This is a genomic window from Amycolatopsis minnesotensis (assembly GCF_039529815.1).
Classification (GTDB): Bacteria; Actinomycetota; Actinomycetes; order Mycobacteriales; family Pseudonocardiaceae; genus Amycolatopsis; species Amycolatopsis minnesotensis.
Genome location: NZ_BAAANN010000010.1, coordinates 156,865 through 177,032, shown reverse-complemented (window position 1 = coordinate 177,032; position 20,168 = coordinate 156,865). Strand labels below are relative to the sequence as shown.

General features: G+C 71.1%; 24 protein-coding genes. 9 read left to right on the top strand and 15 right to left on the bottom strand.

The features are described 5' to 3' along the window. Window positions 1-19: 19 nt before the first annotated feature. The 6 genes from ABD256_RS14885 to ABD256_RS14860 form a co-directional block, all read right to left on the bottom strand. Complete coding sequence (locus tag ABD256_RS14885) at window positions 20-1,513, bottom strand: LCP family protein (protein WP_344417996.1); 1,494 nt, start codon at window positions 1,511-1,513, stop codon at window positions 20-22. Between the two features lie 121 nt (window positions 1,514-1,634). Beyond that, window positions 1,635-1,889, bottom strand: coding sequence for a hypothetical protein (locus tag ABD256_RS44400; protein WP_425546452.1), 255 nt, complete (start codon window positions 1,887-1,889; stop codon window positions 1,635-1,637). A 156-nt stretch (window positions 1,890-2,045) separates the two neighbouring features. Then, window positions 2,046-2,414 (bottom strand): fluoride efflux transporter CrcB, encoded by a 369-nt coding sequence (gene crcB / locus ABD256_RS14875; RefSeq protein ID WP_344417994.1) that lies wholly within the window; start codon window positions 2,412-2,414, stop codon window positions 2,046-2,048. Then, on the bottom strand, window positions 2,411-2,833 hold the full coding sequence (gene crcB / locus ABD256_RS14870; RefSeq protein ID WP_344417992.1) for a fluoride efflux transporter CrcB: 423 nt from the start codon (window positions 2,831-2,833) through the stop codon (window positions 2,411-2,413). The genes crcB (ABD256_RS14875) and crcB (ABD256_RS14870) overlap by 4 nt, the downstream gene beginning before the upstream one ends. Before the next feature lie 128 nt (window positions 2,834-2,961). Then, window positions 2,962-3,102, bottom strand: coding sequence for a hypothetical protein (locus tag ABD256_RS14865; protein WP_344417991.1), 141 nt, complete (start codon window positions 3,100-3,102; stop codon window positions 2,962-2,964). Between the two features lie 87 nt (window positions 3,103-3,189). Next, window positions 3,190-4,236, bottom strand: coding sequence for a fatty acid desaturase family protein (locus tag ABD256_RS14860; protein ID WP_344417989.1), 1,047 nt, complete (start codon window positions 4,234-4,236; stop codon window positions 3,190-3,192). 414 nt (window positions 4,237-4,650) lie between these two features. Here ABD256_RS14860 and ABD256_RS14855 point away from each other — a divergent pair, with 414 nt between their 5' ends. Further along, window positions 4,651-5,331, top strand: coding sequence for a GNAT family N-acetyltransferase (locus ABD256_RS14855; RefSeq protein WP_344417987.1), 681 nt, complete (start codon window positions 4,651-4,653; stop codon window positions 5,329-5,331). Window positions 5,332-5,385: 54 nt separating this feature from the next. Beyond that, window positions 5,386-5,796: a RidA family protein gene (locus tag ABD256_RS14850; RefSeq protein WP_344417985.1), complete on the top strand. Its 411-nt coding sequence runs from the start codon at window positions 5,386-5,388 to the stop codon at window positions 5,794-5,796. A 55-nt stretch (window positions 5,797-5,851) separates the two neighbouring features. Here ABD256_RS14850 and ABD256_RS14845 read toward each other — a convergent pair whose 3' ends face one another. Then, complete coding sequence (locus ABD256_RS14845; RefSeq protein ID WP_344417983.1) at window positions 5,852-6,595, bottom strand: TetR/AcrR family transcriptional regulator; 744 nt, start codon at window positions 6,593-6,595, stop codon at window positions 5,852-5,854. A gap of 152 nt (window positions 6,596-6,747) precedes the next feature. On the opposite strand from ABD256_RS14845, the gene ABD256_RS14840 reads away from it, so the two are divergent. The 3 genes from ABD256_RS14840 (at window position 6,748) to ABD256_RS14830 (ending at window position 10,092) form a co-directional block, all read left to right on the top strand. Next, complete coding sequence (locus ABD256_RS14840; RefSeq protein WP_344418166.1) at window positions 6,748-7,539, top strand: RNA polymerase sigma factor; 792 nt, start codon at window positions 6,748-6,750, stop codon at window positions 7,537-7,539. Window positions 7,540-7,656: 117 nt separating this feature from the next. Beyond that, window positions 7,657-8,574 carry an AurF N-oxygenase family protein gene (locus tag ABD256_RS14835; protein ID WP_344417981.1) on the top strand — a complete coding sequence of 306 codons (918 nt, stop codon included), beginning with the start codon at window positions 7,657-7,659 and terminating at the stop codon, window positions 8,572-8,574. A gap of 6 nt (window positions 8,575-8,580) precedes the next feature. Next, on the top strand, window positions 8,581-10,092 hold the full coding sequence (locus ABD256_RS14830; RefSeq protein ID WP_344417979.1) for an FAD-dependent oxidoreductase: 1,512 nt from the start codon (window positions 8,581-8,583) through the stop codon (window positions 10,090-10,092). Between the two features lie 6 nt (window positions 10,093-10,098). On the opposite strand, the gene ABD256_RS14825 is transcribed toward ABD256_RS14830, so the two are convergent. Both ABD256_RS14825 and ABD256_RS14820 read right to left on the bottom strand, forming a co-directional pair. Further along, the gene (locus tag ABD256_RS14825) at window positions 10,099-10,509 is read right to left on the bottom strand and encodes a hypothetical protein (RefSeq protein ID WP_344417977.1); all 411 of its coding nucleotides are present in this window, start codon (window positions 10,507-10,509) and stop codon (window positions 10,099-10,101) included. A 205-nt stretch (window positions 10,510-10,714) separates the two neighbouring features. Then, complete coding sequence (locus tag ABD256_RS14820; RefSeq protein WP_344417975.1) at window positions 10,715-11,944, bottom strand: alpha/beta hydrolase fold domain-containing protein; 1,230 nt, start codon at window positions 11,942-11,944, stop codon at window positions 10,715-10,717. Between the two features lie 137 nt (window positions 11,945-12,081). Here ABD256_RS14820 and ABD256_RS14815 point away from each other — a divergent pair, with 137 nt between their 5' ends. The 4 genes from ABD256_RS14815 to hypF all read left to right on the top strand — a co-directional run bounded on the left by ABD256_RS14815 (window position 12,082) and on the right by hypF (window position 16,298). Next, window positions 12,082-12,789, top strand: a complete 708-nt coding sequence (locus ABD256_RS14815) for an SRPBCC domain-containing protein (RefSeq protein WP_344417973.1) — start codon at window positions 12,082-12,084, stop codon at window positions 12,787-12,789. A 413-nt stretch (window positions 12,790-13,202) separates the two neighbouring features. Further along, window positions 13,203-13,445 (top strand): hypothetical protein, encoded by a 243-nt coding sequence (locus tag ABD256_RS14810; RefSeq protein ID WP_344417971.1) that lies wholly within the window; start codon window positions 13,203-13,205, stop codon window positions 13,443-13,445. A 137-nt stretch (window positions 13,446-13,582) separates the two neighbouring features. Further along, window positions 13,583-13,993, top strand: coding sequence for a lipase family protein (locus ABD256_RS14805; RefSeq protein WP_344417969.1), 411 nt, complete (start codon window positions 13,583-13,585; stop codon window positions 13,991-13,993). 43 nt (window positions 13,994-14,036) lie between these two features. After that, entirely contained in the window at window positions 14,037-16,298 is a 2,262-nt protein-coding gene (gene hypF, locus ABD256_RS14800; RefSeq protein ID WP_344417967.1) for a carbamoyltransferase HypF, read from the top strand. Here the strand turns inward: hypF and hypB are convergent. From hypB to ABD256_RS44395, 6 genes are read right to left on the bottom strand one after another with little or no spacing between them, the layout of a single operon-like run. Beyond that, on the bottom strand, window positions 16,271-17,128 hold the full coding sequence (gene hypB / locus ABD256_RS14795) for a hydrogenase nickel incorporation protein HypB (RefSeq protein ID WP_344417965.1): 858 nt from the start codon (window positions 17,126-17,128) through the stop codon (window positions 16,271-16,273). The two genes, hypF and hypB, sit on opposite strands and share 28 nt — an antisense overlap. A 2-nt stretch (window positions 17,129-17,130) precedes the next feature. Next, window positions 17,131-17,460, bottom strand: a complete 330-nt coding sequence (locus tag ABD256_RS14790) for a hydrogenase maturation nickel metallochaperone HypA/HybF (RefSeq protein WP_344417963.1) — start codon at window positions 17,458-17,460, stop codon at window positions 17,131-17,133. Between the two features lie 3 nt (window positions 17,461-17,463). Beyond that, entirely contained in the window at window positions 17,464-18,582 is a 1,119-nt protein-coding gene (hypE, locus tag ABD256_RS14785; protein WP_344417961.1) for a hydrogenase expression/formation protein HypE, read from the bottom strand. After that, entirely contained in the window at window positions 18,579-19,706 is a 1,128-nt protein-coding gene (gene hypD, locus ABD256_RS14780) for a hydrogenase formation protein HypD (RefSeq protein WP_344418164.1), read from the bottom strand. The genes hypE and hypD overlap by 4 nt, the downstream gene beginning before the upstream one ends. A 43-nt stretch (window positions 19,707-19,749) precedes the next feature. Beyond that, window positions 19,750-20,022 carry a HypC/HybG/HupF family hydrogenase formation chaperone gene (locus tag ABD256_RS14775; RefSeq protein ID WP_344417959.1) on the bottom strand — a complete coding sequence of 91 codons (273 nt, stop codon included), beginning with the start codon at window positions 20,020-20,022 and terminating at the stop codon, window positions 19,750-19,752. A 38-nt stretch (window positions 20,023-20,060) separates the two neighbouring features. After that, window positions 20,061-20,168, bottom strand: a complete 108-nt coding sequence (locus tag ABD256_RS44395) for a DUF6893 family small protein (protein WP_425546451.1) — start codon at window positions 20,166-20,168, stop codon at window positions 20,061-20,063.

The window sequence follows — 20,168 nt, the reverse complement described above, 5'->3', positions numbered from 1 at the left end:
GCGGTGAACGGAAACGCGATCAGTTGACGCAGGGGATGCCGCCGCCGTCGACGGTTCCGCCCGGCGCGCCTGCCGATGGTGGTGACGGCGGTGCGGGGGAGCCAGCGGGTGCGCCGGGCGGGGTGTCCGCGCCGTGCGGCCCGAGCGCGGCGGGGAGGGTGAACCCGGTGCCGAGCGTGATCTGGACGCGGCCCCGGGGCAGGTGGCTGTCCTGGCCGACCGGGAGGCCGCCGAGCAGTGACGCGGCCGTGCCCGCGTCGTCCTTGGCGCCGGGCCCGTAGGCGATCGACGAGGTGCCGGCGGCGAGGTTCCGCACGTCGCCGGTGCGGAAGCCGAAGGGTGCGAGCGCCTGTGCCACGTCCGCCGCGAGCCCGGTCCGTCCCGTCGTGTTGCGGACGTCGATCGTCGAGGACGCCCGCACCTCCGGGATCGGCGGTGCGGGCGGGGTCAGCCCGAACGCGGTGCGCGCCGCGGCCCTGACCTTCGCCACGTCGACCTTGTTGACCTCCTGGCCGTTCACCTTCTCGAAGCCCTCGACGGGCAGCGTGGAGAATTCCAGGTTGCCGCCGGTCAGGCTCTGCGCCTGCTGGGCGAAGGACAGCACGTCCCAGCCTGCCGACACCACGACGTCCTTGCGCGCGGTGTCGATGAGGTCCTGCAGCTTGCCGAGATCGGTGAACGTGCCCGCGTCGCGCAGCTTGTGCGTGGCCGAGGCGAGGAACGCCTGCTGCCGGTGGGTGCGGTCGAGGTCGCCGTTGTCCAGGCCGTGCCGCTGCCGCACGAACGACAGCGCCTGCGACCCGTCCAGCGTCTGGTGCCCGGCGGGGAAGTCGGCACCGGAGTAGTCGTCGTGCACGGGGTGGTTCAGGCACACCTCGACCCCGCCGAGCGCCGTCGCCAGGTCGTAGAACCCGGCCAGGTTGACCTCGGCGAACCGGTCGATCGGCAGGTCGAGGAAGTCGCGGACGGTGTCCAGCGTTTCCTTCCGGCCCGCTTCGCGGCCCTTCGTCTCCAGCTCGGCGCCGGTGATGCCCTGTTTCGCGAGTCCCTGTTCGGCGAAGTACTTCGCCAGCCCGTACGCCTCTTTGATCTTGGCGCGGGTGTAGCCGGGGATGCCCTTGACCGCGACGTAGTCGTCCCTCGGGATGGACACCGCGCTCGCCCTGCCGCCGCCCGCCGGGAGGTGGATCAGGATCAGCGTGTTCGTGTTGTAGCCGCCCTCGGTGCCGTTCCCGGCGTGGAGCTGGTCGAGGATCTCCTTCGGCAGCTGGTTGCCGTCCTGGTCCTTGCGGGAGTCGAGCCCGATCAGCAGGATGTTCAGCGCGCCGTCCGCCGACTTCGGGCCGCCTGCGTCCAGTGCGTCCGAGGTGTGCAGGCCGGTGAGCAGGCTCGTCATCATCGTCGACGCGATCCCGGTGGCCGTGAGCACCAGCAGGGACACCAGGCCGACCGCGACCCGGCCCGCCGTCCTCGCCCGGCGGCGTGCGGGTGGGCTGTTCGGCTGGCGGTGCACGTCGACCCCAATCACCCGGCAGCGGCCGCTGTCGGGTGGCAGAGGCCTTTTCCGTGGTAGACGTGCGGCGGCGCGCCGGGTTGATCATGGCCGGTGGTGAGGCGGGCCACACGATGGCGGATCAGGCGTCCGCGCCGAGCCAGTCCAGTGCCTCCGCGCCGTGGCCGAACACCGAAATGTGCCCCTCACCGGGGGTAGGTCCGCAGCTCCGCCGACGGGTACCGTGCCGCGCGGGCGCCGGGAAGAGGGGCTCCGGTGGCGCGCCGGTGTTCGGCGTGCCGTGGTGCCAGAAGATCGCGGGCCCGCCGTCACCCCCGGTGTCGTAGACGTGCGGTGTCCGCCCGCCGGGCAGGGAAAGATCGGTTTCGACCCCCATCGCGCGAGCTTATGAGGACGGTGACCGGGCGCCGACCCTGCGCTGCTGAAGGCGGGGCTACCACCGCGCAAGCCACCTAGCGGTCGGTACCCGGCGTAGCCTGCCGTGCCGATCGCTCACCTGGCATACCCGGCGGCGGTGCGGTTCACACCCTTCTCAGCCGACGAGCGCGTGGACGGCGGCGTAGCCGAGCAACGCGGCGCCGAGGCACGCGACGACGGTGGTGACGACGTTCAACGCGGCGTAGCGGTAGGCGCGCCGCTCGAAGAGCTGAAGCGTCTCGTAGCTGAACGTGCTGTAGGTGGTGAGCGCACCGCAGAACCCGGTGCCGAGCAGTGCGGAAAGCGGCGCGGGTACCGCCATGCCCGCACCGGCCAGCCCGCCGAGGATCAGGCACCCGATCAGGTTGACGCTGAAGGTGCCCCAGGGGAACAGGGCGTCGTGGCGGTTTCGCACGGCGCGGTCGGTGAGGTAGCGCAGCGGCGCGCCGGCCATCGCGCCCGCGAAGACGAGCGCGACCGTCATGAGCGCGCTCCCTCTTGGCGGCGCACGGCTTCCCGCCCGCCCGTCACCGTCCTGGTGAGCCAGACCCCGCCGATGACCGCGAACATCGCGCACACCAGGGTGCCCGCCAGGTAGCCGACGGCGAGGCCGGGACCGCCGGATGCCAGCAGCCCGCGCGTTTCGACGGCGTAGGTGGAGAAAGTGGTGAAACCGCCGAGGAAGCCGACTCCGAGGAACGGGCGCACGAGGGGGTGCGCCGAGAAGGTCTCGGTGATCAGGACCATCAGGACGCCGATCAGGAAGCAGCCCGCGACATTGGTGAGGAAGGTGGCCACCGGGAACTGCCCCGGCCCGGCGGGGAGCAGCTCGGCGAGACCGTAGCGGGCGATCGCGCCCAGCCCGCCGCCGAGCGCGATCACGAGCAGTACAACGCCGCGCACAGGTACCTCCTACTTGGACCCGGGACGATACTGGTCAAGCAGGGACCGTTGGCGGCGCAAGGCTGCGGTTCTCCCGGTTCTCCCGGTTCTCCCGGTTTCCCGGAGCGGCGAGCCCCACCGCCGCGTCCTCACGAGTGTAACCGAGGCGCGCGCGGCCGTACCAGGTCCACAGTGGACTTCCGGCCGGGGTCAGCGAGTTCGGGCGGGGTGCGCCAGCGGCCGCCGTGGGTCAGGTGCGCCAGCGCGCCGTCGTGGGTGCGCGGCGTCATCCAAAATGACGTGATAGTCCGGAAGGACCGGGCCGCACGGCCTCGGAAAGACAATACGGCCGATCGTATGTATTTGCAGGTGCGCGCTCAGGGAACCGCCGGTTCCCGGCTCGCGGCGCGCAGGGGGGCGCCGATCGCGTGCAGGTGCTGCAGGACGTACCCGTAGGTGCGCAGCCAGCCGCACTGGGTGTACTCGATGTCGTGCCGTGCGCAGAACTCCCGCACGATCGGCTGCGCGCGGCGCAGGTTCGGCCTCGGCATGCTGGGGAACAGGTGGTGCTCGATCTGGTAGTTGAGCCCGCCGAGCGTGAAGTCCACCCAGGTGCCCCCGCGGACGTTGCGGGAGGTCAGCACCTGCTTGCGCAGGAAGTCGAGGGACTGCCCGGTCATCGTCGGCATGCCCTTGTGGCCCGGCGCGAAGGAACATCCCATGTAGACGCCCCAGAGGCACTGGTGCGCCAGGATGAACACCACGGCGGTGAGCGGTGAGAGCACCAGGAACACCGCGGTGAGGTACACCGCGAAGTGCGCGACGAGCAGCAGGGCCTCGGTCTTGCGCGCCCGCAGCCCGGTGCGCCGCAGGGTCTGCACGCTCGCCACGTGCAGGCTGAACCCCTCCAGCAGGAGCAGGGGGAAGAACAGGAACGCCTGGTACTTGGCCATCCAGCGCAGGAAACCGCGTTTCGCGTCACCCTGCGCGCCGGTGAAGGCCAGCGCGGGGATGTCCAGGTCCGGATCGTCCTGTTCGTGGTTCGGGTTGGCGTGGTGCCGCGTGTGCTGGTCGATCCACCAGCCGTAGCTGAGCCCGACCATCCCGCCGTGCCAGAAGCCGATCACGTCGTTGGCCCTGCCGGTGCGGAAGATCTGCCGGTGACCCGCGTCGTGGCCGATGAAGGCCAGCTGGGCGAACATGAACGCGAAGAAGGCCGCGAGGAAGAGCTGCCACCACGAGTCGCCGATGAAGGCGAAGCCGACCCAGCCGCCGGCGAAGGCCAGGACGTTGAGCGTGATCTTGACCGCGTAGTAGCGGTGTCGGCGGCGCAGCAGGCCCGAGGCCCGGACGAGCCGGGACAGCTCCGCGTAGTCGTGGTCGGGGGTGACGGGTTTCGGAGGGGAAACACCGAACGAAGTCATGCGGGGCCACTGCTTTCCCGGTTGTGTCGGACAGGGCACCGGGGTCTCGGGTGTCACCGCTTTGCTGACCCCAGCGTCCCACGTGGTGGCGTGATCGGCAACAGGGCGAGCCGGGACGCCCGTTCCCGTCCGGCGAGGTCAGCGGTCATGACGCCGGCGTAGTCCGCCGATTTCGGTCGCGTTTGGACAGTCCATATCGGACTTCGCGGGAGCCGGTCCCCGGCCCGGCGGGACGCGCGGTCGTCCCGGTGCGTGGCCGGGCCGGGCTGGCGTGGTGCGGCGGACGGTGAAGCCCGCCGCGGAGGCGCGGACGCCGGGGTGTCGTCACGCCGAGCGCACCGGGACGCCCGTTCGGCGGACGGAAGGGCCATACCTCTGCACAGGCGGGTGCCCGGCCCGATATCGTCGCTGGCGATGATGACTCAGCCGCTCCGCCCAGTACTGACGGGTCTCCCCGGTCCGGTTCCGGCGAATTCGCCGGGCTGGGCGGGCCGGAAGGTCCGGTTGCGCGAGGTCGAGCCGGTCGACCACCGGACGCTGACCGGCTTCGACCGCGACGCGGCGCGCGAGGAGACTCCCCAGGTGGGCGGCTACCGGCACTGGGCGGCGCACCGCTCGGGCGCGGACTCGGGGGACACCCGCCAGTTCGCGATCGAGACGCTGCGCGGCGGCCGGATGCTGGTCGGGTCGCTGTGCGTCACCGAGGCGGACCAGTCCGCCGACGTGTTCAGCTACGGCGTCGGGATCGGGGCGCGGCACCGGCGGTGCGGGTACGCGGGCGACGCCATCATCGTGCTGCTCTCGTTCATGTTCGCCGAGCGCCGCTACCGCAAGTGCGAGGTCAGCATCTACGGCGGCAATCTAGCGTCGCTGTCGCTGCACGGCGGGCTCGGCTTCCGCGAAGAAGGCCGCCTGCGCGACACCGAACTGCTGCTCGGGGGAATCAAGTACCTGGTGACGATGGGCATCACCGCCTACGAGTTCGCCGAACTCCATCCCAACCTCACCCCGGACGGCGGATCCGAGCGGTCGCGGCGCGGCAGGCACTCGCGGGCCACCCGCGGACGCCACCGCAACTCCGAGCGCGTGCGCTGACCCGGTGCCCCGTAATCAGGGGCGCGCCGAGGCGATCTTTGCCAGGATGGCGCCATGGCCCGTGGCATCACGCTGATCCGCTCCTCCGCCCTGTCCGACGTCGCCGAGTACGCCTACGCGGCCACGGTCCCTCCCGGCGCGCGGCTGATCTTCCTCGCCGGTTCCTGCCCGTTGAACGCGGACGGGTCCACGGCGGCGATCGGGGACTACCCCGGCCAGGCCGCGAAAGCCGTCGAGAACCTGCGGATCGCGTTGTCCGAGGCCGGTGCCGCGCTGCCGGACGTCATCAGTACGAGGGTGCTCGTCGCGTCGGCCAGCCAGGCCGACCTGGTGGCCGCGTGGGAGGTGGTCCGCGACGCCTTCGGCGACCACGACGTCCCGAGCACGTTGCTGGGCGTCACCGTGCTCGGCTACGACGATCAGCTCGTGGAGATCGAAGCCGTCGCCGCCGTCGTCGATTCCTGAACGCGGACCCGGCAGGCGCCGGCAGTCCACTGAGGACATACCGCGGGCGAGTCGCTCAGTTCGCCGTGCCGCCTGGGACGTCTCCCGTTCCGGTGTCGGGCGGCGGGACGGGGGACGGCGCCTGGTCGGTGAGGCGGATGTGCGGGTCGAGTTCGACGCCGCCGGCGCGGAGGGTGTCGTCGAGGATCCGCCAGATCCAGTGCGCGAGCAGTCCGGCGAGTTCGGCGCGGTCGATCTCCTGGGGATTTTCCAGCCAGCGCCCGGTGGTGGAGTCGACGAGCCCGACGAGGCCGAAGGCGAGCGCGTCCGCGATCCGGGAGTCCAGTTCGAAGGCGGTCAGGTAGTACTCGAGCAGCAGGGTGAGCTGCCGCGCGATGGTCGTCTTGACGTCGGTGACGGCGTCGCGGCCGTCGCGCCTGCCCGACTGGGAGTGCCGGGTCAGGTAGCGGTAGAGGTTGCCGTGCTCGGCGAGCCAGCCGGTGTGCGCGCCGACCGCCGTGGTGATCATCTGCATCGGGGTCGCGCCCGGGTCCCACAGCGGGGTGAGCTCGGCGGTGATCAGGTCCGCCGCGCGGTCGGCGATGGTGCGTTGCAGGTCGGCGGTGTCGTCGAAGTGCTTGTACACCCTCGTGCGGACCACGCCCGCTTCGTCGGCGATCTGCTCGGTGGTCACTTCGGGGCCGTACCTGGCGATCGCGCGCAGCGCGGCATCGACGAACTCGCGGCGGCGGCGGTCGCGCTGCCCCGCCCAGCGTGCCGCGCGGCCGTCCGTCCTGCGCGTGCTGCCTGAGGACGTCATCACCGGGAAGTGTATCGGGAGCCAAGTAACGGGTACACTACTGTGCTCGTTACTCTGGGTCTTGCCCTGTCACGGAAAGTGCTCTCCTTGTTCCGTTGCCGGACCGGTGGGCCGGGGTGACCGGAACCGAGTGCCCGATCCTGGAGTGCGCGATGTGGGATTCCGTCAAGGACGGTTCGTCGGAGGCGGTGCTGCTCGACGCCGTCCGCGCCGGGGACCTCGGCGCGTGGGACGTGTTGTTCCGCAAGCACGCCGAGCCGCTTCGGCGGGTGGCCGCGGGGTGGCTGAGCCAGCCTGCCGATCGCGAGGACCTGACGGCGGAGGCGTTCGTGCGCGTGCTGGACGTCGTGCGCGGCGGCGGCGGTCCGCGGGAGAGCCTCCGGCCGTACCTGGTGGTCACGATGCGGAACCTGGCGGCAACCTGGGGCCGAGGCAGGCGCCGGGTCGAGCTGTGCGGGGAGGTGCCGGAACCGGACGGGCACGCGCAGGTCGCCGGGGGAGAGGAACTCGCGCTCCGGCGGTGGAACGAGCAGCTTGCGTGGGCCGCCTACTGCGCGCTGCCGGGGCGCTGGCGGACGGTGCTGTGGCGGACCGTCGCCGAGGGCGATTCGCCGCGAGAGGTGGCGCCGTTGCTGGGCATCTCGCCGAACGGGGTCGCCGTGCTGGCTCTGCGGGCGCGCGAAGGGCTCCGTCAGGCGTACTTGCAGGCGCAGGTGCCTCCGGCCGCGACGCCCTGCTGCCTCGAGCCGCGGCGGCGGATGGGCTCGTGGGCGCGCGGGGCGGTGCCGCGGCGGCAGGCCGGGCTGATCGCCGCCCATATCGCGGCGTGCGGGCCCTGCTGGGCCGTCGCGGCGCGGCTGGCCGAAGCCAACCGCGAGCTGCCGCCCGTGCCCTGCTCGACGACCGCTCGCCGCGCTTCGCCCAGTGTGCGGGTGAGTGAGTGAAATGTGCCCTGGGTCACATCTCGCCCTTCAGGATTCGCCACCTCGGCTCTGGGTGTTACCTTAGGTAACAGTAAATCCTGGTAACAGGAACAGGTCTACGTCTCCAGGGAGCATTCCATGGCCGGCACCGACACCCGGATCCCGGTGGACGCCGAGCAGTCCGACCGCGACGTGATGGCGCGGAGGCTGCTGGATTCATCGGAGACGCTGTCGTACGACCCCGTCGAAGAAGTCGACTGGGAGACGCCGCTCGACACCGGCGATCACGGCGCCAGCCCCGAGTGGAGCACCCTCTACGGCACGTCCTACTGGGGCGACATGACCTTGGACCAGCAACGCGAGCTGACCCGCCAGGAAGCCGCTTCGGTGGCGAGCACTGGCATCTGGTTCGAGATGATCCTGCAGCAGATGGTGCTCCGCGACTTCTACGCGAAGGACCCGACCGATCCCGCCTTCCAGTGGGCGCTGACCGAGATCGCCGACGAATGCCGGCATTCCATCATGTTCGCCCGCGGCGCCGCGAAGCTGCGCGCACCCGCCTACCGCCCGCGGCGCGTGGTCGTCGAACTCGGCCGCGTGTTCAAGACGGTGGCCTTCGGCGAAGCCGCCTACGCGGCGATCCTCGTCGCCGAAGAGGTCCTCGACGTGATGCAGCGGGACTGGATGCGGGACGAGCGGGTGGCCCCGTTCGTGCGGACCATCAACAACATCCACGTCGTCGAAGAGTCGCGGCACATGAAGTTCGCCCGCGAGGAGACCAAGGAGCGGCTCGCCGGTGCGGGCTGGCTCCGCAAGCAGATCAACGCGCTGGTGGTGTCCATCGCGTCCTACGCGATCGTCACCAGCATGGTGAACCGGAGCGTCTACGCCAACGCGGGGCTCGACAAGAAGCGCGCGCTGCGCGAGGCGAAGCGCAACGAGCACCACAAGTCGATGCTGAGGTCGAGCTGCGCGGGACTGATGGAGTTCCTCGACTCGGTCGGGCTGCTCACGAAGGTTTCGGCCCGCGTGTACAAGCGCGCCAACCTGATCTGAGCACCGATGGCGTTCGCGATCACCCAAACCTGTTGCAACGACGCGTCCTGCGTCGCGGTCTGCCCGGTCAACTGCATCCACCCCACACCGGGTGAGCCGGGTTTCGACACCGCCGAAATGCTCTACGTCGATCCCGGCGCCTGCATCGACTGCGGCGCCTGCGCGGACGCGTGCCCCGTCGACGCGATCTTCCCGGTGGACGAGCTGACCGGGCAGCTCAAGGCGTACGCCGGGATCAACGCGGACTACTACCAGGACCGGGAGCCCGCGAAAGCCGAAGTGGCGCCGAACTTCCACGCGTGGGACCAGCCGGTGTTCACCCGCGTCATCCCGAGCGACTTCGCGCCGCTGGACATCGCGGTGGTGGGGACCGGCCCCGCCGGGATGTACGCGGTGAAGGACCTGTTGCTGCACACCAACGCGAACCTCACCCTCGTCGACCGCCTGCCGGTCGCCGGCGGCCTGGTCCGGTACGGCGTGGCGCCCGATCACCCGTCCACCAAGAAGATCAGCGAGACGTTCGCGCGCTTCTACAGCCATCCCCGGCTCCGCATGCGCCTCGGCGTCGAGATCGGTGAGGACCTCACCGCAGACGAGCTGGGCGCGCGGCACGACGCCGTCATCTACGCCGTCGGCGCCTCGTCGGCGCGGCGGCTCGGCATTCCCGGCGAGGACCTGGCAGGCAGCGTCGCGGCCACGACCGTGGTGGCCTGGTACAACGGCCACCCCGACGTCGCGGCGGACGCGGTCGACCTGTCCGCCGAGCGCGTCGTGGTGGTGGGCAACGGAAACGTCGCGCTGGACGTGGCCAGGATCCTGACCGCGGACCCGGACTCGCTGGCGGACACCTCGATCTCGTCGCACGCGCTGGCCGGGCTCCGTGCCGGCAAGGTCCGCGAGGTCGTCGTGCTCGGCCGCCGCGGGCCGGAATCCGCCGCCTACACCAGCCCGGAACTGCTCGCGCTGACCGCGCGGGATGGCGTCGAACTGGTGGTGGACGCGCACGACGGGACGCGGGCCGAGGACGCGGGCGGCAAGGCGGAGCTGCTCCGCGACGTACGGCACGAGGCCGTCGACTGGTCCGCGCCGCCCGCGCACGGATCACGGCGCATCGTGCTCCGGTTCCACTCCTCGCCGCTGGAAGTCCTCGGTGACGGCCAGGTTCGCGGGCTGCGGGTCAGCGGGCCCGGCGGGGAAACCGAGATCGCGGCGGGGCTCCTCGTCCGCGCGGTGGGGTACCGCGGCACACCGGTGCCCGGCCTTCCCTTCGACGAAGGGACCGGGACCATCCCGAACTCCGGCGGACGCGTCGAAGGACGGCAGGGGACCTATGTCGTCGGCTGGATCAAGCGCGGGCCTTCCGGGGGCATCGGCGCGAACCAGGCGTGCGCGGAGGAGACCGTCGGCACGCTGATCGAGGACGCCGTCGCGGGCCTGCTGCCCACGCCGAGCCGGAAGCCGTCCGGTCTCGGTTCCGTCGTGCGGCGCCTTCGCGGGCGCACCACCGCCCGGGCCTGACCGGCGTCATTTCCCGCGGTGGCCGAGGTTCAGCGCCGCCCAGGTGGTGGTCGTGTCCCGGTAGGTCTGGGTGCCCCACGCGGTCGCGATCTCCTCGACGACGAACCGGCCGTCGGCGCTCTCCGGGGTCAGTGCCGCCCCGGTCGCCGTGCCCGTCTCGGTACGCTGGACGAGCACGCGCAGGCACGGCGGGCTCGTGGCGCGGGCCAGTTCGACCGATCGCAGCGTCGCGCCGCCGCGCCGTGCGTCGGTGATCAGCTCTTCGACCAGCATCGTGGCCGCGCGCACGTCTCCCGGCGCGGCGCCGGTGAGCACGGCTTTGACCGCGGTGCGGGCCGCGGAGGACGCGAACCGGCCCGACAGGTGAGCCGACGCGGTCACGGGCGAAGTGCCGGTGGTGCTTGAAACAGGTGCCATGGCGGCCTCGCTTCGGGTCGGTGGGGGACCAGCTCCGATACCGTCTGTACCCGGATGAGTACCCGCTGAAACAGGGCCATTGGGGTTGCGGTGCCGGTTTTTTCCTCACCGTTCGCCGGGTTGGGTGTACCCGGCCTCGCGATCCCGCGGCCGTGCGGCGCAGAAGTCGTTACGCCGCATGCGAATTCGCCGTCAGCGGCTCGATTCAGGCCTCCGCCGCGCGGTCGGTCGCGGCCGTCGCCGAGATGCGGTCCCTGATGAACTGGCCGATCTGGTCCACCGCGGCCGCCGCCTCGGGCAGGAACGACCAGAAGAGGTGGAAGGTGTGGGTGGCGACGGGGTAGACCGTGGTGGCCACCTCGACCCCGCAGGCGCCGGCGTGCTCGGCGAGCAGTTGCGCTTCGTGCCGGACGGAGTCGCCGGACGCGGCGTGGATGAGCAGCGGGGGAAGGCCGGACAGGCCGGTGTGCAAGGGATCCACGAGCGGGTCGTCCTCGGGGTGGCCGTCGAGGTAGGCCTCGGCGTAGCGCCGGGCGGCTTCCGGCCGGAACAGGATCGGCGACTCCGATGGCGGCTGTTGTGCTTTCCCGGTGAGGTCGACCCACGGGCACATCAGTGCGGCGCCCGCGGGCTGCGGCAGGTCCTCCGCGCGCAGCGCGAGCAACAGCGACAGGACCAGCCCCGCCCCCGAGGAGTCCCCGGTGACGGTGATCCGGTCCGGTGCGGTACCGGTGCCGAGCAGCCACCGGTAGGCGGCGAGCACGTCGTGCAGGCCGGTGGGGTAGGGGTGCTCCGGCGCCAGCCGGTAGTCCACGACGAGCGCGGGTGTCCGTGCGGCGGCGGCGATCGCACCCGCGAGGTGCCGGTAGCCGAAGGCGGACCCGGCGACGTGACCGCCCCCGTGCACGTACAGGATCGCGGCGGGTGGCCCGTCCTGGACAGTCGCGGGCGTCAACCGGAGCGCGGGCGTCCCGCCGGCGAGTACCGGGGCCGTCACGACCCCGTCCGGCGGGGCGAACCGGCCGTGCAGCTCCTCGGTGGCGGCGCGGACGGTCTCGAGGTCGCCGGTGTGCTCGGAGGCGTTCGTCCACGGTGCCCACAGGCGGGCCATGCGGCCGTCCAGCTCGCCCCCGACGGACCGGGTGGTCGTGATCGCGTTGTCCAGGTCGGCGAGCAGCGGCCTGGCGCGGGCCAGCAGCGACTCGCCGGCGAGGGTGAGTTCCACGCGCTGGGTGGACCGGCGGAACAGATCGCACCCGATGAGCCGTTCGAGGTGCCGGATCTGGCGGCTCAACGCCGGCTGCGAAAGGAACAGGCCTTGCGCGGCGCGGCTGAAGTTGAGCTCACCGGCGACCGCGACGAACGCGCGCAGGTGCCGCAGCTCGATCGCGTCCGGCGCCTGCGCGAGGGGCACTACCGTCCCGTCGTCACTCATGCGCCCAGTCTGGCGCACCACCGGCCGGAAGGTGATGCGCGGCGCGCATCGCGGTCATGCACGACCGGCCTTTCCGTTTCGCCTCGCGGACCGCGAGGCTCGTTCCCGTCAGGTCGCGAACGAGACAGGAGCACGAAATGAGCAAGGAATTCGAAGTCGGCTTCGAGGGCGTCCTGCCCGCGACGCCCGCACAGGCGTGGACCGCGATCACCACGGCCACGGCGGCGTGGTCGTGGCCGATCGCCTACGAGCCCCGGCTCGGCGGGACCGAGAAGGGCCTGACCCACTACGGCGGCACCGTCACCGCGTGGGAGCCCGGCAGGCATTTCGCCACCCGGTGCGAAGCGCCGGACGGGTGGTTCAACAACCTCGACTACGCACTCGAAGAACGCGACGACGGCACGTTCCTCCGGTTCACCCACAACGGGGTCTTCTTCGAGAACTGGGAGAACAGCTACGACGCGTGCCGGCAGCACACCGCGCTCTACTACCACTCGCTCGGTGAATACCTGGCGCACTTCCGGGGTCGCGAAGCGGTTTACGCGAGCACCGACGCGCCCGCCGCTTCGTCACGGCCCGGCGGTTTCGCGAAGCTCAAGGCGGCGCTGGGCGTTCCCGGGAACGTGGCGGTCGGTGATGCCGTCCACCTGGCACGGGGTGTCACCGGCACCGTCGACTACTGCACGCCGAACTTCCTCGGCGTCCGGACCGAGGACGCCCTGTACCGGTTCTTCGGGCGCAACGCGTTCGGGTGGCCGATCGCCGTCGGCCGCCACCTCTTCGCGCCGGGCGCGAACGCCGCGGAGGAGCCGTGGCGGGACTGGCTGACCGAGGTGTACGCCTGACGGCGACCTCGGTGCGTTCCGGCGACGGGAGGACGACGGGTGTAGAAGAGCTGACCTGTTTCGTCGGCTGGTGCCGATGGCCGTCGCGGGCGCGCGGTGTCGCGAGGCTGATGCCCTGATGCCCTGATGGACGCCTTGGGGGCGTGTGCGGCGGATCCGCGGCCTCCGGCTCGTCGCGACGGACGGGGCCCTTCACGATCGGGTCCGGCGCGCTCGTCTCCGGGGCCACCCTGGCGCTGACGACGGCGATGACCGGTCGCGTGGCCCGCTGCGACGACCCCGACGGTGCCGGTGTCGCGATCCTGCGTGACCGAAGCGCCGGACACTCGTTTATGATGATGCTGTCCAGTACATGAGGGTGACGCGCCTTCGGGTCAGCCCGTGTGAACCACCTCGAGCCCCTTGGGGAGTCGATGTTCAAGAACGCCCGTCGCGCGCTGACCGCGGTCTTCGCCGCCACCCTTGTCCTCGCCGGTGCCCCTGCCGCCACGGCGGCCACGCGGTCCGCCCCCGACCCCTTCTACAGCTACTACGCGCCCGAGGTCGACAAGAACCTGGTCGGGTTCGCCGAGGGCGGTGTCCTCGTCGCCCCCGCGCACAACCTCAAGTACGGCAGCGGCAGCGGGGTCTGGGCGGGCATCATGCCGATGGCGTGATCGGCGTCGCCCGCTCCTACGGCATCGACTTTTCGCGGTACCTCAACGACTACGGCCTCAAACTGGTCGAGAAGCTGAAGAAGGCCTCGATCGTCAACGTGCTGGCCTAGTACCCCGGGCTGACCTGGAAGCAGGTCGTGAAGCCCGAGTACGCCGACCCGAACTCGGTGCCGGAGTTCGTCGACGCGGTGAACCGGATCAACATCGGCCAGGCGGCCACGCCGACCGCGCCCGGCTACCTCGCGCAGGGCAACGGCGGCGTGCTGGAAGGCACCTTCGCCAACCCGCCCGGCATCGGGACCGGTGACGGGGTGATGGTCGCGGGTGACGTGCGGGCGCTGGCAAGGCAGTACTGCGCCGAGGGCAACAAGTCCATCAAGTACACCCAGTACGACCTGCTCAGCCACGTCGGCGCGGCCGTGCCGTGGGTGCCCACCGCGATCGGCTGGCTCGGCGACCGGTTCGCCGGGAAGGCGGCCCCGTCCGACTGCGGGCGGATCCCGGCAGGCAACTCGCTCGCGCCGGAGAAGCCGGTGCCCGCCGCCTGATCGGCGCGTTCCGGTTTCGCCGTGACGGGCGGATACTGGGACGATGAGCGGCCACGTGCGCAAAGAGGTACGGGTCGAAGGGGTTGTGCAGGGCGTGGGGTTCCGGCCGTTCGTCCACGGTCTCGCGAACCGCTTCGGGCTCGGCGGGCGGGTCGGCAACGACGCCGCGGGCGTGTTCGTCGAAGTGGAGGGCGCGTCCGCGCGTGTCGACGACTTCCTCGTCGCGCTGAGGGAGCAGGCGCCACCGCTCGCCGGAATCGAGCGGCTGGTGGTGACCGTGGCCGCGCCGCGTGGCGTGCGCGAGTTCGTGATCGCGCGCAGCGACGGTTCCGGCAGGCCCGACACCCTCGTCCCCGCCGACAGCGCGACGTGCGCGGACTGCCTGCGGGAGCTGTTCGACCCCGCCGACCGCCGCTACCGCTACGCGTTCCTCAACTGCACGAACTGCGGCCCGCGGTTCACGATCGTCACCGGCGTGCCCTACGACAGGGCGGCCACCACGATGGCCGGGTTCGCGATGTGCGTGGACTGCGCCGCCGAGTACCGCGACCCCGCCGATCGCCGGTTCCACGCGCAGCCGGTGTGCTGCCCCCGGTGCGGTCCCCGGCTGTCGCTGCGGACCGCGGACGGCACCGCGGTTCCCGGTGACGTCGTGGCCGAGGCGGCCGAGCTGGTGGCGGCGGGCGCGGTGCTGGCGGTGAAGGGGCTCGGCGGATACCACCTCGCCGCCGATGCCACCTCGGACACCGCGACGGCGGCACTGCGGGCGCGCAAGCACCGCGAGGACAAGCCGTTCGCGGTCCTGGTGTCCACTGTGGAGCAGGCGGCCGAGCTGGTGCGCCTCGACGACGTCGGCGCGGGACTGCTCACCGGCACGCGTCGGCCCATCGTGCTGCTCGACCGGCTGCCGGGCGCCGCCGTGGCTGCCGCGGTCGCCCCCGGCGCCGACCGGCTCGGCATCCTGTTGCCCTACACGCCGTTGCACCACCTGCTCTCCCGCGCGTGCGCGAAACCGCTGGTGCTCACCAGCGGCAACGTCTCCGATGAACCGATCGCCTACCGCGACGAGGACGCGATGGCGCGCCTGAGCGGGATCGCGGACGCGTTCCTGACCCACGACCGCCCGATCCGCACGCGCACCGACGACTCGGTGGTGACGGTGTCGCTCGGCAGGCCTTCGCTCGTGCGCCGGTCGCGCGGGTACGTGCCGGAACCGGTGTCCCTCGCGAAGGGCGTGCCGGTGCCGGTGCTCGGCTGCGGCGCCGAGCTGAAGAACACGTTCTGCCTTGCCAAGGGGCGCCACGCGTTCGTCTCGCACCACATCGGCGACCTGGAGAACTACGAGACCCTGAGGTCGTTCACCGAGGGCATCGACCACTTCGGACGGTTGTTCGACATCACGCCCGCGATCGTCGCGCACGATCTGCACCCCGAGTACCTCTCGACCAAGTACGCGCTGGAGCGGACCGGGGTCGCGCTCGTCGGCGTGCAGCACCACCACGCGCACATCGCGGCCTGCCTCGCCGACAACGGCGTCGCCGGGCCGGTGCTCGGGGTCGCCTTCGACGGGCTCGGCTACGGCACCGACGGCACGATCTGGGGTGGCGAGTTCCTGGTGGCCGATCTCGCCGGGTTCCACCGCGCCGCGTACCTGGAACCCGTCCGGATGCCCGGCGGCACCGCGGCGATCCGGCAGCCGTGGCGGATGGCGGCGTCCTATGTGGACGTTGTGTTCGACGGTGACGTGCCGATGGGCCTCGGAGTTCGCGAGCGGCACGCGAAGGACTGGGATCCGGTGGTGGCCATGGCGCGGGGCGCGGTGAACGCGCCGAGGACCTCCAGCGCGGGCAGGCTGTTCGACGCCGTGTCGGCGCTGCTCGGCGTGCGGGACCTCGCGAACTACGAGGGGCAGGCCGCGATCGAGCTCCAGCGGTGCGCCGAAGTCACCGAGCGTGGTGCGTACCGCGCTCGGATCGAGGGTGCCGACCCGCTCGTGGTGCGGGGAACCGACCTGGTCCGCGAAGCGGTCGAGGACCTGCGCCGCGGGATCGCCGCCGGGGTGATCGCGGCGCGGTTCCACAATGGACTGGCCGCGGTGGTGGCCGAGGTGTGCGGGCGGCTGCGCGAGCGCACCGGGCTCGCCGAGGTGGCGTTGTCCGGTGGCGTGTTCCAGAACGACCTGCTGCTGCGGCGCACGGTCGATCTGCTTTCCCGCACCGGGTTCGACGTGCTCACGCATTCGCGGGTGCCCACCAACGACGGCGGGGTCAGCCTCGGTCAGGTCGCCGTGGCCGGTTGTTCCTGACCGGCGCCGGTTCGCGGCAGGCGCGCGGAGAGCCAGCCGTACCAGGCCGCCATACCGTCCCCTCGGGTGGCGGAGACCCGCAGGACCTCGACCGCGGGGTTGACCGAGCGGGCGTCGCGCAGGAACCGATCGACGTCGAAGTCCACGTGCGGCAGCAGGTCGATCTTGTTCAGCAGCACCAGATCCGCGGTGCGGAACATGTGCGGGTACTTCAGCGGCTTTCGATCGCCCTCGGTCACCGACATCACCACCGCGCGCTGTCCCTCACCGAGGTCGAACAGCGCGGGGCACACCAGGTTGCCGACGTTCTCGACGAACACGAGCGAGCCGGGGGCCGGGTCGAGCGCGGTCAGCGCGCGGGCGAGCATGGCGGCGTCGAGGTGGCACCCGGCGCCGGTGTTGACCTGCACCGCGCGGGCGCCCGCGGCGCGGATCCGGTCCGCGTCGTAACGGGTTTCCTGATCGCCTTCGACCACCGAGACGGTGTGCTCGGCGCCCAACTCGGCGATCGTGCGCTCCAGCAGCGTCGTCTTCCCCGAGCCGGGTGAGCTCATCACGTTCACCGCGAGCGTGTTCCGGCCGCCGAGCCAGCCGCGGTTGCGCTCGGCAAGGAGGTCGTTCTTCGCCAGCACGTCCTGTTCGAGCGCGACCGTCCGCCCGGTCTGCTCATCGCCGTGCCCGTGGCCATGCCCGTGGCCGTGCCCCTGCCTGTGCCCGTGGCCATGGCCGTGCCCGTGTTCGTGGTCGTGTTCGTGTTCGTGGGGGACCGCGCCGGGGCCGGTCACCCGCACGCCGTCACCGTCCTCCGAACAGCCGCAAGTCGCACACATGCTCACGCCACCTCCACGGACTTGATCTTCAGCTGACGGCCGCCGACGACCTCGACGTCGGCGGAACCGCACGGGCACAACGGAAACGCGTCGGGGAGTTCGGACACCCGCGCGCAGTCGCGGCAGCGGATCACCCCCGGCGGCTCGACGATGTCCAGGTCCGCACCGGCCAGCGCGGTCCCGGCGCAGACGAGTTCGAAGCAGAACCGGACCGAGTCCGGTACCACGCCGGAGAGCCTGCCGATCTCCAGGCGGACCTCGAGCACGGTCGCGCCACCGGTCGCCTCGGCGATCGTGTCGACGACGCTCTGGGTGATCGACAGTTCGTGCACGGCTCAGCAGATCCGGGGCAGCGGGTCGCCGACGAGCAGGTCGACGATCCGGGTGCCGCCGAACGTGGTGTTCAGCAGGACCAGTCCCGGCGGGTCCTCGGTGATCCTGCCGATCACCGCGGCCTGCTCGCCGAGGGGATGCCGGTGCAGCGCGGCCAGCGCGGCCGCCACCTCGGCCGGGTCGACGATCACCACGATCCGGCCCTCGCACGCGACGTAGAGCGGGTCGATGCCGAGCAGTTCGGACGCGCCGCGCACCTCCGTCTTCACCGGGACCGCCTTCTCGTCGACCACGACGGCGACGTCGGCGGCCTTGGCGACCTCGTTGAGGATCGTGGCCACCCCGCCCCTGGTCGCGTCCCGCATCGCCCGCACACCCGGCGCCGCGGCGCGCAGGTCCGCGACCATGCCGTGCACCGCGGCCGTGTCCGATTCCAGCTCGGCGTCGATGTCGAGTTCGCCGCGCGCCAGCATGATCGTCACACCGTGCTCGCCGATCGGCCCGGACACCAGCACCGCGTCGCCGGGACGCGCGGTGGCGACGCCGAGCGCGGGCGCGTCGGCGTCGATGACACCGATCCCGGCCGTGTTGATGTAGCAGCCGTCCGCCTTGCCGCGCTGGACGACCTTGGTGTCCCCGGTGACGATCTCGACCCCGGCGGTCTCGGCCGCGGCGCGCATCGACGCCACCACGCGTTCGAGGTCGGCGACCGGGAAGCCCTCCTCCAGGATGAACCCCGCGGTCAGGTACAGCGGGGTCGCGCCGGAGACCGCGAGATCGTTGACCGTGCCGTTGACCGCCAGGTCGCCGATGTCGCCGCCGGGGAAGAACAGCGGCGACACCACGAACGAGTCCGTGGTCAGCGCGAGCCTGGTGCTGCCGACGCACAGCGTCGCGGCGTCTTCGAGCGGTTCGAGGCGCGGGTTGCGGAACGCGTCCAGGAAGATCGCTTCGACCAGGCTCTGCGTGGCCTTGCCGCCGGCGCCGTGCGAAAGCGTGATCCGCTCGTCGGTGACCTTCGCCCGCCGCCGCCTCGCCTTGTCGATCCGGTCGAGCACCTGCTGCTCGCGCTCACCCGGCGTCGGATCGGGCCGTCGCGCGCGGTGTCCGAGTGCGCTCATGCCGTGCTCGCTTCCCGCACCCGGTTCCGGGAGAACCGGCCGAAGTTGTAGTACGCCGCGCAGGCGCCTTCCGGCGAGACCATGCAGGTGCCGATCGGCGTCTCCGGGGTGCACGCCGTGCCGAACACCTTGCACTCCCACGGTTTCAGCACGCCCTTGAGCACCTCACCGCACTGGCACGCCTTGGGGTCGGCCACCCGGACGCCGGGCACGGAGTAGATCTTCTCGGCGTCGAACGCCTCGTACTTCGCCTTCATCCGCATCGCCGAATGGGAAATGAACCCGAGCCCGCGCCATTCGAAGTACGGCCGCAGCTCCATCACCTCGGTGATGGTGCGCAGCGCGACGAGGTTGCCGTCCCACGGCACCACCCGCGAGTACTGGTTCTCCACCGCGCAGCGCCCTTCGTGGAGCTGCAGCATCAGCAGGTAGATCGACTGCAGGATGTCCAGCGGCTCGAACCCGGCCACCACGACGGGTTTGCGGTAGTCGCGCGCGATGAACTCGTACGGGTCGCAGCCGATCACGGTCGAGACGTGCCCCGGCCCGATGAACCCGTCGAGGCGGAGGTCGGGGGAGTCGAGGATGGCCTTGATGGCGGGCAGGATCGTCACGTGGTTGCAGAAGACGGAGAAGTTCGTCAGGCCCTCCTGCGCCGCGCGCAGGACGGTCATCGCGGTCGACGGGGTCGTGGTTTCGAACCCGATCGCCATGAACACCACGTTCAGCCCGGGGTTCTGCTTGGCGATCTTGAGCGAGTCCAGCGGGGAGTACACCATGCGGATGTTCGTGCCCTCGGCGTTGGAGTCGAAGAAGTTCCCGCCGCTGCCCGGCACCCGCATCATGTCGCCGAAGGAGGTCATCAGCACGTCCGGGCGCCGCGCGATGTGGATCGCGTCGTCGACCCTGCCCATCGGGATCACGCACACCGGGCAGCCGGGGCCGTGCACCAGCGTGATGTTCTCCGGCAGGTAGTCCTCGAGGCCGTGCTTGTAGATGGTGTGCGTGTGCCCGCCGCACACCTCCATGAACTTGTACTGCCTGCCGGGCTCGCACAGGCCGGTGATCTTCGCCGACAGCGCGCGCGCCTTCTCGGCATCTCGGAATTCGTCGACGAACCGCATGGGATCGCTCACTCCTGTCCTGTTGGCCGCCACGGGGGCGGGGTCACTCGATCCGCGAGTCGAGCAGTGCCGCCATCTCGTCCTCGTACGCCTTGCCGATGCTCTCCAGGAAGTCGAGTGCCGCCTTGGCCTCCGCTTCGTCTATTTTGGACAGGGCGAAGCCGACGTGGATCAGGATCCAGTCGCCTGGCACGACCGGGTCGTCTTCCAGCAGGCCGATGTTGATGTTGCGCTTCACCCCGCTCACGTCCACTTTGGCCAGATCGGGGCGGTCCTCGAGCACTTCGATGACCTCACCGGGAATTCCGAGACACATCCGCGCACCTCCTCGTGCCGCACATCGCCTTCGCCGGGTCACATCCGGCTGATCCTGAGGTAGCGGTCCACGTCGGGCTTGACGGTCTTGACCACGAGCGCGGCCAGCCAGGCCAGCCCCACGAGCACCAGGAACCGTTTGACCAC

Excerpts from the sequence above, each read along its gene's own strand:
- ABD256_RS44400 (WP_425546452.1), bottom strand. The coding sequence starts at position 1,889 with ATGGGGGTCGAAACCGATCTTTCCCTGCCCGGCGGGCGGACACCGCAC.
- crcB (WP_344417994.1), bottom strand. The coding sequence starts at position 2,414 with ATGACGGTCGCGCTCGTCTTCGCGGGCGCGATGGCCGGCGCGCCGCTG.
- ABD256_RS14865 (WP_344417991.1), bottom strand. The coding sequence starts at position 3,102 with ATGACGCCGCGCACCCACGACGGCGCGCTGGCGCACCTGACCCACGGC.
- ABD256_RS14860 (WP_344417989.1), bottom strand. The coding sequence starts at position 4,236 with ATGACTTCGTTCGGTGTTTCCCCTCCGAAACCCGTCACCCCCGACCAC.
- ABD256_RS14855 (WP_344417987.1), top strand. The coding sequence starts at position 4,651 with ATGATGACTCAGCCGCTCCGCCCAGTACTGACGGGTCTCCCCGGTCCG.
- ABD256_RS14850 (WP_344417985.1), top strand. The coding sequence starts at position 5,386 with ATGGCCCGTGGCATCACGCTGATCCGCTCCTCCGCCCTGTCCGACGTC.
- ABD256_RS14845 (WP_344417983.1), bottom strand. The coding sequence starts at position 6,595 with ATGACGTCCTCAGGCAGCACGCGCAGGACGGACGGCCGCGCGGCACGC.
- ABD256_RS14840 (WP_344418166.1), top strand. The coding sequence starts at position 6,748 with ATGTGGGATTCCGTCAAGGACGGTTCGTCGGAGGCGGTGCTGCTCGAC.
- ABD256_RS14835 (WP_344417981.1), top strand. The coding sequence starts at position 7,657 with ATGGCCGGCACCGACACCCGGATCCCGGTGGACGCCGAGCAGTCCGAC.
- ABD256_RS14830 (WP_344417979.1), top strand. The coding sequence starts at position 8,581 with ATGGCGTTCGCGATCACCCAAACCTGTTGCAACGACGCGTCCTGCGTC.
- ABD256_RS14825 (WP_344417977.1), bottom strand. The coding sequence starts at position 10,509 with ATGGCACCTGTTTCAAGCACCACCGGCACTTCGCCCGTGACCGCGTCG.
- ABD256_RS14820 (WP_344417975.1), bottom strand. The coding sequence starts at position 11,944 with ATGAGTGACGACGGGACGGTAGTGCCCCTCGCGCAGGCGCCGGACGCG.
- ABD256_RS14815 (WP_344417973.1), top strand. The coding sequence starts at position 12,082 with ATGAGCAAGGAATTCGAAGTCGGCTTCGAGGGCGTCCTGCCCGCGACG.
- ABD256_RS14810 (WP_344417971.1), top strand. The coding sequence starts at position 13,203 with ATGTTCAAGAACGCCCGTCGCGCGCTGACCGCGGTCTTCGCCGCCACC.
- hypF (WP_344417967.1), top strand. The coding sequence starts at position 14,037 with ATGAGCGGCCACGTGCGCAAAGAGGTACGGGTCGAAGGGGTTGTGCAG.
- hypB (WP_344417965.1), bottom strand. The coding sequence starts at position 17,128 with ATGTGTGCGACTTGCGGCTGTTCGGAGGACGGTGACGGCGTGCGGGTG.
- hypE (WP_344417961.1), bottom strand. The coding sequence starts at position 18,582 with ATGAGCGCACTCGGACACCGCGCGCGACGGCCCGATCCGACGCCGGGT.
- hypD (WP_344418164.1), bottom strand. The coding sequence starts at position 19,706 with ATGCGGTTCGTCGACGAATTCCGAGATGCCGAGAAGGCGCGCGCGCTG.
- ABD256_RS14775 (WP_344417959.1), bottom strand. The coding sequence starts at position 20,022 with ATGTGTCTCGGAATTCCCGGTGAGGTCATCGAAGTGCTCGAGGACCGC.